The 14,362-nt window shown below is 67.7% G+C and carries 17 protein-coding genes and 1 pseudogene; 13 read left to right on the top strand and 5 right to left on the bottom strand.

Features of this window, described 5'->3' with window-relative positions; translation table 11 throughout:
- Positions 1-5: 5 nt before the first annotated feature.
- Complete coding sequence (locus tag IB228_RS15100) at positions 6-218, top strand: hypothetical protein (protein ID WP_183640708.1); 213 nt, start codon at positions 6-8, stop codon at positions 216-218.
- A 71-nt stretch (positions 219-289) separates the two neighbouring features.
- Here the strand turns inward: IB228_RS15100 and IB228_RS15095 are convergent, their stop codons facing one another.
- The 3 genes from IB228_RS15095 to IB228_RS15085 form a co-directional block, all read right to left on the bottom strand.
- A complete protein-coding gene (locus IB228_RS15095; protein WP_192199073.1) occupies positions 290-946 on the bottom strand; it encodes a DsbA family oxidoreductase in 657 nt (218 codons plus the stop codon).
- A gap of 72 nt (positions 947-1,018) precedes the next feature.
- Positions 1,019-2,053, bottom strand: coding sequence for an aldo/keto reductase (locus IB228_RS15090; RefSeq protein WP_192199072.1), 1,035 nt, complete (start codon positions 2,051-2,053; stop codon positions 1,019-1,021).
- A gap of 117 nt (positions 2,054-2,170) precedes the next feature.
- Positions 2,171-2,905 carry an SDR family oxidoreductase gene (locus IB228_RS15085; protein ID WP_192199071.1) on the bottom strand — a complete coding sequence of 245 codons (735 nt, stop codon included), beginning with the start codon at positions 2,903-2,905 and terminating at the stop codon, positions 2,171-2,173.
- Between the two features lie 171 nt (positions 2,906-3,076).
- On the opposite strand from IB228_RS15085, the gene IB228_RS15080 reads away from it, so the two are divergent.
- The 9 genes and pseudogenes from IB228_RS15080 to IB228_RS15040 all read left to right on the top strand — a co-directional run bounded on the left by IB228_RS15080 (position 3,077) and on the right by IB228_RS15040 (position 9,962).
- Positions 3,077-4,036 carry an AraC family transcriptional regulator gene (locus tag IB228_RS15080; protein WP_192199070.1) on the top strand — a complete coding sequence of 320 codons (960 nt, stop codon included), beginning with the start codon at positions 3,077-3,079 and terminating at the stop codon, positions 4,034-4,036.
- A gap of 136 nt (positions 4,037-4,172) precedes the next feature.
- Entirely contained in the window at positions 4,173-4,730 is a 558-nt protein-coding gene (locus IB228_RS15075; protein ID WP_192199069.1) for a DUF3016 domain-containing protein, read from the top strand.
- A gap of 177 nt (positions 4,731-4,907) precedes the next feature.
- A complete protein-coding gene (gene msrB / locus IB228_RS15070; RefSeq protein ID WP_183640694.1) occupies positions 4,908-5,375 on the top strand; it encodes a peptide-methionine (R)-S-oxide reductase MsrB in 468 nt (155 codons plus the stop codon).
- Positions 5,376-5,464: 89 nt separating this feature from the next.
- The gene (locus IB228_RS15065; protein ID WP_183640692.1) at positions 5,465-6,508 is read left to right on the top strand and encodes a CorA family divalent cation transporter; all 1,044 of its coding nucleotides are present in this window, start codon (positions 5,465-5,467) and stop codon (positions 6,506-6,508) included.
- An 86-nt stretch (positions 6,509-6,594) separates the two neighbouring features.
- A complete protein-coding gene (gene motA, locus IB228_RS15060; protein ID WP_183640689.1) occupies positions 6,595-7,449 on the top strand; it encodes a flagellar motor stator protein MotA in 855 nt (284 codons plus the stop codon).
- A gap of 9 nt (positions 7,450-7,458) precedes the next feature.
- A pseudogene (motB, locus tag IB228_RS15055) lies at positions 7,459-8,406 on the top strand (flagellar motor protein MotB); the annotation flags it as partial.
- A gap of 88 nt (positions 8,407-8,494) precedes the next feature.
- Positions 8,495-9,262 (top strand): HipA family kinase, encoded by a 768-nt coding sequence (locus IB228_RS15050; RefSeq protein ID WP_183641393.1) that lies wholly within the window; start codon positions 8,495-8,497, stop codon positions 9,260-9,262.
- Positions 9,225-9,638 (top strand): DUF3037 domain-containing protein, encoded by a 414-nt coding sequence (locus IB228_RS15045; RefSeq protein WP_203321911.1) that lies wholly within the window; start codon positions 9,225-9,227, stop codon positions 9,636-9,638. The genes IB228_RS15050 and IB228_RS15045 overlap by 38 nt, the downstream gene beginning before the upstream one ends.
- Positions 9,639-9,680: 42 nt before the next feature.
- Positions 9,681-9,962, top strand: a complete 282-nt coding sequence (locus tag IB228_RS15040) for a DUF4031 domain-containing protein (protein WP_192199067.1) — start codon at positions 9,681-9,683, stop codon at positions 9,960-9,962.
- Positions 9,963-9,979: 17 nt separating this feature from the next.
- On the opposite strand, the gene IB228_RS15035 is transcribed toward IB228_RS15040, so the two are convergent.
- Entirely contained in the window at positions 9,980-10,966 is a 987-nt protein-coding gene (locus tag IB228_RS15035) for a winged helix-turn-helix domain-containing protein (RefSeq protein ID WP_183640679.1), read from the bottom strand.
- A gap of 322 nt (positions 10,967-11,288) precedes the next feature.
- Between IB228_RS15035 and IB228_RS15030 the strand changes: the two genes are divergently transcribed.
- Complete coding sequence (locus IB228_RS15030; RefSeq protein WP_343227091.1) at positions 11,289-12,383, top strand: SGNH/GDSL hydrolase family protein; 1,095 nt, start codon at positions 11,289-11,291, stop codon at positions 12,381-12,383.
- A 27-nt stretch (positions 12,384-12,410) separates the two neighbouring features.
- Here the strand turns inward: IB228_RS15030 and IB228_RS15025 are convergent, their stop codons facing one another.
- Positions 12,411-12,875 (bottom strand): Lrp/AsnC family transcriptional regulator, encoded by a 465-nt coding sequence (locus tag IB228_RS15025; protein ID WP_192199065.1) that lies wholly within the window; start codon positions 12,873-12,875, stop codon positions 12,411-12,413.
- 106 nt (positions 12,876-12,981) lie between these two features.
- On the opposite strand from IB228_RS15025, the gene IB228_RS15020 reads away from it, so the two are divergent.
- The gene (locus IB228_RS15020; protein WP_183640671.1) at positions 12,982-13,593 is read left to right on the top strand and encodes a LysE family translocator; all 612 of its coding nucleotides are present in this window, start codon (positions 12,982-12,984) and stop codon (positions 13,591-13,593) included.
- 80 nt (positions 13,594-13,673) lie between these two features.
- Positions 13,674-14,360: a hypothetical protein gene (locus tag IB228_RS15015; RefSeq protein ID WP_183640668.1), complete on the top strand. Its 687-nt coding sequence runs from the start codon at positions 13,674-13,676 to the stop codon at positions 14,358-14,360.
- The last annotated feature ends 2 nt before the right edge of the window (positions 14,361-14,362 follow it).

The following is a 14,362-nucleotide window of genomic DNA, read 5'->3' as shown; positions in this document are numbered from 1 at the left end:
TTCCAATGCCCCGTCTTCTGTTCACCATCGCCGCCGCCAACGACGGCTGGCAGCTCTATGAGGGCGAGCATGGCCGTTCCCGGTTCCAGACCCTGAACGACGCCCGCGACAGCGCCCGGCTGCTGGCCGCGACCTTGTACGAGCATCACGGCATCCCGACCGCGGTGGTGATGGACATGGCCGGCCGCGAGGCCGTGGTCGTGTCCCGCCACGGCTGAGTCCGCCTGCCGGGTGCGGGAAGCGGACCCTCTCCCGCGTCCCGCGCCCGGCAGGCGCTTGCCATCCCGCTTCAACCGGCGATGCCGGACAGCTGCCGCAGCGCCTGTTCGAACACTTCCACCGGCTGGCCACCCTGGATCAGGTGGCGATCGTTGAAGACCACCGAGGGCACGGCGTTGATGCCGTGTTCCTGGTAGAGCCGCTCGCGTGCCCGCACCGCCTCGGCATATTCGTCCGATGCCAGGATGGCCCGCGCACGCGCGCCGTCCAGGCCGACCGATTCGGCCAGCGGCACCAGCACGTCCGGCGAGGACACATCCTGGCCTTCGCTGAAATACGCGCGCAGCAGCTCGTGCTTGAGCGCGCGCTGCTTGTCCGGATGCTCCTGCTCGGCCCAGTGCAGCAGGCGGTGGGCGTCGAAAGTGTTGACGATGCGGCGGCGGCGATCCATGTCGAAGGTGAAGCCCAGCGAGGCGCCGCGCTGGCGGATGGCCTCGCTGTTGCTGCGCGCCTGCTCGGCGCTCATGCCGTACTTGCGGGTCAGGTGCTCGACGACGTCTTCGCCGCCGGCCTGCATCTGCGGATTGAGCTCGAACGGCTGGAAGTGCAGTTCCACCTGCAGATCACCGCCCACCCGGGCGATGGCCTGTTCCAGCGACTGCAACCCGATCGCGCACCACGGACACACCACGTCGGAAACGAAATCGATCTTGACCGGCTGGCTCATGCGAATCTCTCCTGGCAAACGACGGTCGCTGGCGTGGGGTTGCGCCAGCGGCAATGGGACGAATGGACCGGATCAGACCGGCGTCGGATTGCGGTACTTGAAACCGGCCTGGTGCCAGTACGGATATGGCTTGGTCACGGCGCTGGCCGCGTCCAGGCGCGCGACCTGCTCGGCGCTCAGGTTCCAGCCGACCGCGCCCAGGTTCTGCTTCAGCTGATCCTCGTTGCGCGCGCCCACCACGATGGTGGAAACGGTCGGGCGTTGCAGCAGCCAGTTCAGGGCGATCTGCGGCAGGGTCTTGCCGGTCTCGGCGGCGATTTCGTCCAGCGCGTCGATCACCCGGAACAGGTGCTCCTGATCCACCGGCGGACCGGAATCGATGCTGGTCTGCGATTGCAGGCGACTGGTTTCCGGCAGCGGCTGGCCGCGACGGATCTTGCCGGTCAGGCGGCCCCAACCCAGCGGACTCCAGACCACCGCGCCCACGCCCTGGTCGGCGGCCAGCGGCATCAGTTCCCATTCGTAGTCGCGTCCGACCAGCGAGTAGTACGCCTGGTGGGCGACATAGCGCGACCAGCCGTAGCGATCGGCCACCGCCAGCGATTTCATCAGATGCCAGCCGGAGAAATTGGACACGCCGAGATAGCGGATCTTGCCAGCCCGCACCAGATCGTCGAGCGTGGACAGCACTTCCTCGACCGGCGTGCGCGCGTCGAAACCGTGCAACTGGAACAGGTCGATGTAGTCGGTGCCCAGGCGCTTGAGCGCGGCATCGATGGCATTGATCAGGTGGTAGCGGGATGACCCGACGCTGTTCTCGCCTTCGTCGAAACGGAAGGTCGCCTTGGTGGAGAGGATCAGCGAATCGCGCGGCCGGCCCTTGATGGCTTCGCCGAGAATCGATTCGGCCGCGCCCTTGGAATAGACGTCGGCGCTGTCGAACATGTTCAGTCCGGCGTCCAGGCAGACGTCGATCAGCCGGCGCGCCTCGGCGACATCGGTCTGGCCCCACGAACTGAACAGTGCGCCCTGGCCCCCGAAGGTGCCGGTGCCGAAACTGAGGACGGGCACGCGGAAACCGGATGCGCCCAGGTAGCGATATTCCATGGCGGAAAACTCATGCGGGGGAGGGTCCGCCATTTCACTCCTCCGCGCCGGAGCGGGCAAGCCGCGGGATGGAAAGCTTTGTTGCCTTCCATCCCGCGGAACCGGGGCAGGTGCCCGTCAGTAGGCGCTGGCGGTCGGGCGCACGATCACTTCGCTGACGTCCACATCATCGGGTTGCTCGACGGCATAGGCGATCGCCCGCGCGATGGCCTCGGCCGGAATCGCGATCTTGCGGAACTCGTCCATGCCGGCCTTGGACGCCGGATCGGTGATGGTGTCGGCCAGTTCGCTGGTCGTCACGCCCGGGGAAATCACGGTGACCCGCAGATCCTGGTGTTCCTGGCGCAGGCCTTCGGAGATCGCCAGCACCGCGTACTTGGTGGCGCAATAGACCGCCGCGGTCGGATACACCGCATGGCCACCGATGGACGACACGTTGACGAACTGGCCGCCGCCCTGCGCTTTCATGACGGGCAGGCCGGCAGCAATACCGTGCAGCACACCACGGATGTTGACGTCGATCATGCGATTCCATTCATCGATCTTCAGCGCTTCCAGCGGCGACAGCGGCATCACGCCGGCGTTGTTGATGATCACGTCCACCCGGCCGAATTCGGCGCGGGCATACTCGACGAACGCACGCGTGTCTTCCAGATCGGTGACGTCCAGCTTGCGGTAAACGGCCTGGCCGCCCGCGCGGGTGATGCCGGCGACCAATTGCTCCAGGCGTTCGGTGCGGCGCGCGCCGAGCACCACGCGGGCGCCACGGCGCGCCAGTTCACGCGCGGTAGCCTCGCCGATGCCGCTGCTGGCACCGGTGATGGCGATGACTTTTCCTTCGATTCCGGACATGGGGGATGGCCTTCTCGCGATGGCCGGCGCGGGATGCGCCGGCGGGAGGCGCAGTCTGGTGCCGCCACTGCTTTCGCCGATATCCGGTTCCTCCGTCATTCTTGCCTGATCCTGCCGCGGGCCCCGCCGGGCCGTATCGGCCCTCCCGGACCGGGCGTAGACTCCATCGCCATGGAAACCTCCCCTGTTTCTGCAAACCCCGCCTCGCCGTCCGGCCTGCCGCCGGCATCCAGTGCGGACGCCCGGATCGAGGAAGGGCGCGCCGCCCTGGCCGCGGCGATTGAACGATTCGCCAGCGAAGACGGCATCCATGCCACCGCCATCGACAACCTGCGCTTTTCCCGGCTCAGCGCGCCCAGCGCGCCGATGGGCGGACTGCAGGAACCCGCGCTGTGCCTGATCGCGCAGGGCAGCAAGCGGACCCTGTTGGGCGAAGAGGTCTACCACTACGACGCCACCCGCTACCTGCTGGCCTCGGTGGATCTGCCGATCACCGGACAGGTCATCCAGGCCACGCCCGAGCAGCCCTACCTGTGCTTTGTGCTGAAACTTCCGCCCGCCGACATCGCCGCGCTGGTGACCCAGGCCGAGGAAGTGTCCGCGCCGCTGCCGCCGCCTTCGCGCGGCATCGCGGTCAGCCAGTGCGATCCGGAACTGCTGGACGCCGCGCTGCGGCTGGTGCGATTGCTGGAAACCCCGCGCGACATTCCGCTGCTGGCGCCACTGATCCAGCGCGAGATTCACTACCGCCTGCTGCGCAGCGAACAGGGCGGCATGTTGCGCCACATCGGCGTGGCCGAAAGCCAGGGCCATCGGGTGGCGCGGGCGATTGGCTGGCTGCGCCAGAATTTCCATCAGCCGCTGCGGATCGATCACATCGCCCGGCAAGTGCACATGAGCCCCTCGGCGCTGCACCACCACTTCAAGGCGGTGACCGCGATGAGTCCACTGCAGTACCAGAAGCAGTTGCGATTGCAGGAAGCCCGCCGCCTGCTGCTCACCGAGGTGGTGGACGCGGCGACCGCGGGGCATCGGGTCGGTTACGAAAGCCCGTCGCAGTTCAGCCGGGAGTACAGCCGCATGTTCGGCGCCCCGCCCCTGCGCGACGTGGAGCGGCTGCGCACGAGCTGAAGACCGGTGTGGATCGGCTGCCGTTCAAGGACATGAACTTCGGGTGACGGACGCGCCGGAAAAGCCCGCCGACGCGTTGCCGCCCCCGGGGGGCCGGCGCAGAATCTGAGTCCCCTGATACTTTCGGAGACCGGTCATGAAACGCGTATCCCTCCTGTCCGCCCTGGTGCTGGGACTGGCGCTGAGTGGACCGCTGCTGGCCAAGTCCAGGACGGTCACCGACCCCAATACCCCGCGCGAACTACCGACCGCCAACGCCGTCAGCGTCGAGTGGACCGACCCCGGCCAGTTCACCGACATCCGCTACAGCGGCAACCGCTGGGAAGCGGTGCAGGGCAACTGGGTGGTGGACCTGGCCACCTACCTGCAGAAGCAGGCCGGCAAGCGCCTGACGCCGGGCCAGCAGATGCACATCACCATCACCGACATCCGCCGCGCCGGCAGCTACGAGCCGGGCCGCGGGTTCAACATGGATCGCATCCGCATCATCAAGGACATCTATCCGCCGCGGGTGACGTTGAACTTCGAATTGAAGGACGCCAATGGCCAGGTGCTGGCCCAGGGCGAGCGCAAGCTGGTCGACAGCGCCTTCATGATGAGCGGCGGCAACGTGATGGACACGGACCCGCTGCGCTACGAGAAGCGCATGCTCGACGACTGGCTGTATCGCGAGTTCCGTCGCGACGACGCCTGAATCGCGCGTTGTCCCGGAGGCACCGGATGAAAGGGAAAGGCGGCCCATGGCCGCCTTTCTTCGTTTCCGCGCCTGCGGCAGCTTCATTCCTGCGCGGGCATTCGGCGTTGCCCGCCCGCACTTGCGGTCCGCCCGGCCGCCACCATATAGGACTGCGGACGAACCCCGGAGCCTTCCATGAGCGCCTTCGATCTCACGCCTCCCACCGATGCCCAGCGCCGGCAACTCACCGACGGCCTCAGCGACGATGAACGCCGGGTCCTGCTCCAGCATGGCACCGAAGCGCCGTTCTGCGGCGTGTTCCTGGACAACAAGCGCGAAGGCACCTACACCTGCCGCTTCTGCGGGCTGCCGTTGTTCCGTTCCAGCGCGAAGTTCGATTCCGGCACCGGCTGGCCGAGTTTCTTCGCGCCGTTCGACGAGCAGCATGTCGGCCGGATCCGCGACAACAGCTACGGCATGGTACGCACCGAAATCGTCTGTACCCGTTGCGGCAGCCACCTCGGCCACGTCTTCCCGGACGGCCCGCCACCGACCCACGAGCGCCATTGCCTGAATTCGGTGTCGCTGGACTTCACCGGCGACGGCGAACCGTTGCCGGACCGGTTGCAGCGCGGCGCGCCGGAAGGCCAGCCGCTGTCCTGACCGCGCCACGGCGCTGTCACAAAACCGGCACACGGCGCATGTAACCTGCCGGTCACGAAACTGTCGTCTGCCGTGAAGGCGGCATCGCCATGCTGGTCCGTTCCGACGCCGACGTCCTGTTTGACGGGTTCCCCGGCCTGCTGTGGGCCGTGCGCTTCGATGCCGAGGGGCGCGCCACGCCGATGGAGGCCGGTGACCCGATGGAACCGGGTGAACACCATGGCTGGCGCTGGCTGCATTTCAACCAGAGCGACGCCCGCAGCGCGCAGTCCATCGCCCGGCTGGCGCTGTCCGAGGATGCCCGCGAAGCGCTGCTGTCCCACGATACCCACGTGATCCTGCAACGCCAGGAGGACGGCGCCTACGGCGTGTTCGTCGATTGGGAACACCAGCGTGCCGGCGGGACCGCGCCGCGCGCGCCCGGCCATCACGACGGCCTGGGCTGGCTGCATTTCGCCATCGGTGGCGGCGACGGCCTGCTGGTCACCGCCCGCCGGCAGCCGTTGCGATCGGTCGAGACGGTCCGGCGGCAACTTTGCGCGGGTGAACGCTGCAGCCATCCGGCCCGCGTGCTGGAAGCCATCGCCGAGCATTTCGCCGACTCGGTGGAACGCGCCACCGATGATCTTTCCGACTCGCTGGATCGCATCGAGGACCGCGTGCTGGCCGACGCCATCGGCGACGAACGGCGCGACCTGGCCTCGCTGCGGCACCAGAGCGTGCGCCTGCACCGGCCGCTGACCGCCATGCGCCGGGTTCTCAAGCAGTTCGAGCAACGGCACGCCCCGGACGAGGACGAGGACGAACTGCTGCCGGTGGCGTCGCGCCTCGGCCAGCGCTTCGATGATCTGGACGGTGACGTCTCGACCCTGCAGGAGCGCGCCCGCCTGCTCCAGGACGAGGTCGCCGCCAAACTTGCCGAGCGCACCAACACGCACCTCTACGTGCTGTCGATGATCACCGCGCTGCTGCTGCCGCCCAGCCTGGTCGTGGGCGTGTTCGGCATGAACCTGCATGGCCTGCCCTTCGCCGATCACCGGGCGGGCGCCTCCGCCGCGCTGGTGCTGGGGCTGCTGTCCAGCCTGGCGGTCTACCTGATCCTGCGCCGCCTGGGCGTCTCGCGCTCGACCTGAGCCGCCCGTCCGCGGCCTCCCCGCGGCCACTCAAGAAACCCGGATCGGGGCCGACATTCCTTCGTACCCCACGCCGCGCCCCGTCCATGTTGATCATCGTAGGAATCCTGGTCGTCATCGCCAGTGTGCTCGGCGGCTTCGTCGCCTCGCACGGCAAGCTCGCCGCCCTGTGGCAGCCGTTCGAACTGGTGATCATCGGCGGCGCGGCGCTGGGCGCGTTCCTGATGAGCAATCCGCCGAAGGTGGTGAAGGCCACCTTCGCCAGCATTCCCGCGGTGTTCAAGGGGGTCAAGTACAAGTCGTCCGATTACCTGGACGTGCTGACCCTGATGTACGAGCTGCTGAACAAGGCGCGCCGCGAAGGCTTCATCTCGCTGGAATCGCACGTCGACAATCCGGGCTCCAGCGATCTGTTCAACAAGTATCCCAAGGTGCTGGCCGATCACCACCTGATGGACTTCATCACCGACTGCCTGCGCCTGATGGTCGGCAGCAACATCGAGCCGCACGAGCTGGAACCGCTGCTGGAACTGGAGCTGGAAAAGCACCATCACGAGATGATGGCGCCGGCCCACGCGCTGGCGAAAGTCGCCGACGCATTGCCGGGTTTCGGCATCGTCGCCGCGGTGCTGGGCATCGTCATCACCATGGGTTCGATCGGCGGCGACATCGCCGAGGTTGGCGCGCATGTGGCCGGCGCCCTGGTCGGCACCTTCCTGGGCATCCTGCTGGCCTACGGCTTCGTCGGCCCGCTGGCCGCGGCGCTGGAAGCGCGCGCCGAGCAGGACAGCCGCATCTACGAAAGCGTCAAGACCGCCCTGCTGGCCTGCCTGCGCGGCTACAACCCCAAGGTGGCACTGGAGTTCGCGCGCAAGACGCTGCCGTCGGCGGTGCGTCCGCAGTTCGCCGAATTCGAGACCCATCTCAAGGGCGCCAAGTAGGCACGCGCCATGGCCGAGAAATCCACGGTCATTGTGGTTCGCCGGGTCCGCAAGATTCAGGGCGGCGGCCATCACGGCGGCTCCTGGAAGGTCGCCTACGCCGACTTCGTCACCGCGATGATGGCGTTTTTCCTGGTCATGTGGCTGGTCGGCGCGACCACCAACAAGGACCGCGCGGCGATCTCCGAGTACTTCCGCAACCCGAGCCCGCTCAGCGGCAAGAGCTTCTCGCCCGCGCCCGGTCCCAACGGACCCGGCGGCGCCAGTACCTCGATGATCAAGCTGGGCGGCACGATGGACATCCCGCGCGGCAGTGGCGACGACCCCTTCAGCAAACCGGATCCGGACGGCCACACGCCGGCCTCGCGCGAAGCCAGCGCGCAGGACCAGGCACGCGAACATGCGCAGGACCAGCAGCGGCTGGAAGCCTTGATGCAAGCGCTGGAGGAGGCGATCAGCCGCAGCCAGGCGCTGGAGCCGTTCAAGGATCAGTTGCTGATCGATCTGACCCCCGAGGGCTTGCGCATCCAGATCGTCGATCAGCAGAACCGGCCCATGTTCGATCTGGGCAGTTCCTCGCTCAAGCCGTACACGACCGACATCCTCCACGAGCTGGCCGGCTTCATCAATCGCGTACCCAACCACATCAGCCTGACCGGCCACACCGACGTCACCGCGTATGCCCGGGCCGGCTACACCAACTGGGAGCTGAGCGCCGACCGCGCCAACGCGGCGCGGCGGGCGCTGGTCGAAGCCGGCATGCAGGAGGACAAGGTGACCCGCGTGGTCGGCTTGTCGTCCTCCGTGCTGTTCGACAAGCAGGATCCGCAGAACCCGATCAACCGTCGCATCAGCATCGTCATCATGACCCGCGCGGCCGAGGCCGAAGCGCTGGACGGCGGCGGCATGGCGCTGGGCAAGGTACTGGCCGACGCGGACACCCAGGTGCCGGCCTTGCCGGCCGCACCCGCCCTGCCCGCGCGCGGCGGGCATCCCTGACGGGCTTCGCCGTACCCGCGCGGGAGGCTATCCTTGCGCGATGACGCTGCGCACCGTTTCCGCCACCCGCTACGTGACGCCCCTGCGCGAAGGCGGCTCGATGCCGGCCATCGTCGAGGCGGACGACGACGGCATGTATGTCCTCAAGTTCCGCGGCGCCGGCCAGGGGCCGCGCGCGCTGGTGGCGGAGCTGATTTCCGGCGAAATCGCCCGCGCACTGCAATTGCCGGTGCCGGAAATCGTGCTGGTCGAACTGGACGCGGAGCTGGCGCGCACCGAGGGCGATCCGGAGATCCAGGATCTGATCAAGGCCAGTGCCGGGCTCAACCTGGCGCTGGACTACCTGCCGGGCTCGGCCAATTTCGATCCCGTGGCCGAGCAGCCGGACCCGGCGCTGGCGTCGGACATCGTCTGGTTCGATGCCTTCATCAGCAACGTGGATCGCACCGTGCGCAATCCCAACCTGCTGATCTGGCATCGCCGGCTGACCCTCATCGATCACGGCGCCTCGCTCTATTTCCATCACGGCTGGGACGGTGATACCAGTGGCGCCGGCCGGCCGTTCCCGCTGATCCGGGATCATGTCCTGCTGCCCTGGGCCAGCGATCTGGAAGCCGCCGACGCGCGGCTCAGCGCGAGGCTGTCCCCGGAACGGCTGGCCGACATCGTCGCACTGGTACCGGACACGTGGCTGCAGGGTGGCGACGCCTTCGGTCCGCCCGACCAGCAGCGTGCGGCCTATACCCACTATCTGCAGCAGCGCCTGGCGCTGCCGCATGCGTTCGCGCAGGAGGCCCAGCGTGCGCGCGACTGACAGCTACGACTACGCCGTCATCCGGGTCGTGCCGCGGGTGGAGCGCGAGGAATTCATCAACGTCGGCGTGATCGTGTCCTGCGAGAAGACCGGCTTCCTGCAGGCGCGCATCGAGCTGGACGAAGCCCGCGTGCTGGCGCTGGATCCGCGCATCGATCTGGATTCCCTGCAACGCCACCTGGCCGCGATTCCGCGCATCTGCGAAGGCGGCGCCCAGGCCGGTCCCATCGGCATGCTGCCCAAACGCGCGCGATTCCACTGGTTGACCGCCAAACGCAGTGCCATCATCCAGACCTCGCCGGTGCACATGGGCAAGTGCGGCGACATGGAGGCGGTCATGGAGCACCTGCTTGACCGCATGGTACGGATCAAGTGAGTCATCCGGAGCCGTTGCGATGATCCCTCCGGCAGCCGATCAATGAGCGTATACGTGGATGACGCGGTGCACCTCTGGCGCGGCCAGCGCTGGGCGCACCTGATGGCGGACACGCTGGAGGAACTGCATGCGATGGCGCAACGGCTGGGCATCCCGCGTCGCGCGTTCCAGAACAAGACCAGCGGCGCCCACTACGACGTAACCGCGGAATTGCGCGAGGACGCCATCCGGCTCGGCGCGATCGCCATCTCGCGGCACGTGGACCGAACGCTGGTCAAGGCGGTGATCGCGCGCGCCAGGGAACAGGGCCGCGGCGGCGACTGAGACGCGCTGGCGTCGCCTCAACGGCCAGCGGGCGAATCCGTCGCCCGCGGCGCCAGCCGCTCCAGCGCCGAAGTCACCTCTCCGGCGATCTGATCCTGCATCGCCAGCTTGTCCTCGTGCGGGCGATCGTAGGTATCCGACCACACCACGAACCCGTCGTCGGCACGCAGCAGGCGCACGGATACACGCAGGGTTCGCTCCGACTTGCGCACGCTGCCGTCCAGCAAATAGGACACCCCGAGTGAACGCGCGATCTCGGGGACCGGCACCTGCTTGTCCTTGAACTGGAACGACGCGGTCGGCGCCGACACTTTCAATCCGGGCACCTTGCTCAGGCGGACGATCAGTTCCTCGGTCATGCCGTCGGCGAACGGTTCCTCGTTCATCGCATCAGTCAAATCCAGGAATGGCAGCACGGCCAGCGTCTGCAAGCGCGCCGGCGCGAGCACGGACAGTGATGCCATCGACGGCGTCTCCGTATTGACGGGCCGGGTCAGCTGATAAGCCGCCACGGCGGACGCCGCCAGCAGCATGACCACCAGCCACAAGCCGATGCGCACGGGAACGCGGGACGGCCGATGTTCGCGGCCTTCCCGTCCCTCGTCGATGGTGGTCCGGTCAGATCCGGATGGCGAACCGTCCACGCCGGGTGATTCCGCGACCGGACCGAGCGGCGTGGTCGCGGAAACGTCGGCGATCAGGCGGTAGCCCAGCCGCGGCACCGTGGCGATGTAGCGCGGCTGCCGCGGGTCGTCGCCCAGCTGGCGGCGCAGCGAGGTTATGGCCTGATACACCGAATCCTGGCTGACGATGACGTCGGGCCAGCCCCGGGCCAGCAGTGCGTCGATGCTCACCACCTCGCCCGGCCGTTCCGCCAGACGCAACAGCAGCGCCAGCGCGCGCGGTTCCAACTGGATGCGCCCGCCATCGCGCGTGGCCACGCCGGAAATCGTATCCAGTTGCCAGTCGCCCAGGCGCAGCGTGGTTCGCGCGGTCGTGTGCAAGTGTTCTTCCATCCGTTTCAGAACTTTTCAGCGCGTTTCAGGCCCGCCTTCAGGACTTCGGGCCGGCGGGACCGGCATCGTACCGCGCACCGGTCGCTGCCAGACAGGGCCGGCTGCTTCCAATCCAACCCGGGAAACCCGCATGCCCTTCGCGTCGAGATCCTTTGCTCTTCCCCTGGCCTGCCTGCTGCTTGCGCTGGCATCGCCGGTCCCCGTCCAGGCACAGCCTCCCATGGGCGACGACGACCATCACTGGGTCGCCAGTTGGAGTGCGGCGCCGGTAGGGGCGGGAGACGCGTTGCCGCCGGTGACGATACGCCAAGTGGTTCGCACCAGCCTGGGCGGAGCGGCGGTCCGCGTGCGCTTGTCCAACCTGTTCGGCAGCCAGCCACTCACGATCGGTCCGGTCCGGCTGGCCCGGCATGCGGACGGTGCCATCCAAGCCGACAGCGATGGATCGGTGACGTTCGCCGGGCTGCCGCAGGTGACGCTCCCGCCGGGAGGGTCGGTCCTGAGTGACGCGGTGGATCTGCCGGTGACGGCATTGGAGATGCTCGCCATCAGTCTGTACCTGCCGCAGGGCGCGGCCGCGCCGACCGTCCACCAGGTCGGCAACCAGACGGTGTACCTGGCGCGGGGCGATCTCACCTCGCGGTCGCGGTTCGAACCGGAAGGCGAACCCGACGATACCCGCTACCTGCTGACCGATCTGGAAGTCGCCGCGCCAGCGGGCGCGCGCGCCTTCGTCGTGCTGGGCGATTCGATCACCGATGGCGTGGGCTCCAGCGAAAACGCCAATGCGCGCTGGCCCGATCGGCTCGCGCAACGGTTGCAACGTGATCCGGCGCTGGCGTCCATCGCCGTGGTGAACGCCGGCATCGCCGGCAATCGCATCCTCAACGACGGCGTGGCGCCCTATCGCGGGCCGAGTTCGCTGTCGCGCCTGCAACGCGATGTGCTGGACAAGCCGGGCGTGCGCTGGATGCTGCTGTTGCAGGGTGGCAACGACATCTCCGCCTCGGACCGGCTCGAAGCGCCGGATCAGAAGGTCAGCGCCACGCAGATCATCGAGGGCATGCAACAGATCATCACCCGCGCCCGTGCGCGCGGTATCAAAGTCTGGGGCGCGACCCTGCTGCCGCGCGGCGGCACCACCTTCCCCGCACCGCCCAGCGCGGAGGCGCTAGCCAAGCGCGAAGCCGTCAATGCCTGGATCCGCGAATCGGGCGCGTTCGACGTTGTGGTGGATTTCGATCGGGTGATGCGCGATCCCGCGCAGCCTGATCGCCTGCTGCCCGCCTACGACAGCGGCGACCACCTGCATCCCAACGATGCCGGCTACCAGGCGATGGCGGACGCCATTGACCTCGTGCGCCTAGCAGAGGGCAACGGGCCCTCAGGAACGATGGCCCGATGACGGCCAGGAATCACGCGGCCGTGGACGTCAGATTGGCAGGGCGTGGCTGCGCTTCACGACCTGGCTGGGCAGATCCGTCTTGACGTTCTGGATGCCGTTGGCGCGTGTGAGGTGGCGGGTCTGGAAGCGGCGATAGTCGTCCAGGTCCTCCACCACCACCCGCAGCATGGCATCGCATTCGCCCAGCATGATGTAGCACTCCATCACCTGCGGCAGGCGTTCCATCGCGGCGATGAAACGGTCGATGGTGTCCGCGTCCTGCGCGGTCAGCCACACCCGCGTGAACAGGGTCTGCGGGTAACCCACCGCGGCGGGATTGACCACCGCCACGTAGCGTTCGATGACGCCGGCCTGCTCCAGCAGCCGTACCCGGCGCAGGCATGGCGAGGGCGAGAGGCCGACAACCTGTGCCAGTTCGGTGTTCTGCATGCGCCCGTCCCCCTGCAGCGCGCGCAGGATGCGGCGATCCAGCTCGTCCAGCTTCGCAGGCATTGAAACCTCCATTTCAGGATTTTATTGGCATCGAATGCCAATCTATCCGAAATTTCTGGAATATTCGCAACCCCGCGGCGAGGCAGTGTCCCTAGCATGATCGGCCATGGACACGACCACCCTGCTGCTCTTCTCGGCCACCGTGCTGCCGCTGATCGCCACGCCCGGCCCGGACATGCTGTTCATCGTCGCCCAGACCCTGGGCGGCGGCGGCGGTGCCGGATTGCGCGCCACGTTCGGAGTCTGCACCGGATACCTGGTGCATTCGATGCTCGCGGCACTCGGGCTGGCGGCCCTGATCGCCGCGTCGCCGCCGCTGTTCGCGATGCTTCGCTGGGCGGGCGTCGCCTACCTGGCCTGGCTGGCCTGGCGCCTGCTGCGGTCGGCGACGCGACCGGGTGGTTTGCAGGTCCGTGGCGACGGGCATCAGGCGGAATTCCGCCGTGGTTTCCTGACCGCGGTACTCAACCCGAAAGGCATGATGATCTACTTCGCGATCCTGCCGCAGTTCATCTCGAGCGCCACTCCGGCGGCGCCGCAGGCCATTGCGCTGTCGGCTACCTTCATCGGCCTGTGCGCCGCGTTCTATTCCCTGCTCGCCCTGGCCATGGCGTCCGGCGGCTGGCGCAACGGTCTCGACGAACGTCGCCGCCGCTGGATCGAAGGCGTGTCCGGCGGGCTCATCGCGGTGGCGGCGGGAAAGCTGGCCATCGGCTGATCATCGTCCGGAGTGCGGCGCGCATCCGGCCTGCTATCGTTCCACCCGCCGCGAACGCGGCGGATACCGGAGGTCATCGCATGCGTGGTCTGGACTTCAGTTCGTGGCAGACATTGCTGTCGACGCTGCTCGGCCTGGCGGTAATCACCTTGATCGGCGTCGGTATCCGCCTGTTGGTCATGCAGACCATCCAGCAACGGCGGGAACGCGAGAATCGCCAGATCAACGAACGGCTGCGCACGCTCATCGCCGCCTACAAGACCCTGGGAGGTTCCTTCACCGGCCATCTGGCCGTGGACCCGACGCACCTGCGGGATCTTCGGATCCGACAGGCCCAGGGCGGTGACGACGAGGCCGGCACCGGTTCGGATCGTTCGCGGAGGATTCGCGACGCGGTCGAGGCCGCGCTGTCCGACATCGTCCTGCTGGGCACCGACGAACAGGTGCGGCTGGCCGCCCGCGCCGCCACCGACATGGTGGAAGGCCGGCCGATACGCACCGATGAACTGGTGATGTCGCTGCGCGATTTCATCCGCCAAGCCCTTGATCTGGATCCGATACCGCCCGGCCTGTCCATTCCTCCCCAGGGCCCGGCGCGTCCCGGTGGCGGCGGTGGCAAGGCCGGCAAGAACGAGGGCGCGCGCGACGACCCACGCCAGGGTGGCGGCAAGACGGGTAACGCCGGAGCCGGAGCGGGTGGCGCCGGCGCGGGAATGGGCCTGGGTGCCGGCATGGCGCTGGGAGATGAAGCCGAATCCCGGCGCTGATC

The sequence above is a fragment of the Pseudoxanthomonas sp. PXM04 genome (assembly GCF_014851695.1).
Lineage (GTDB): Bacteria > Pseudomonadota > Gammaproteobacteria > Xanthomonadales > Xanthomonadaceae > Pseudoxanthomonas_A > Pseudoxanthomonas_A beigongshangi.
Note: the sequence above shows the minus strand (reverse complement) of the source record. Positions and strands in the feature narration are given on the sequence as shown.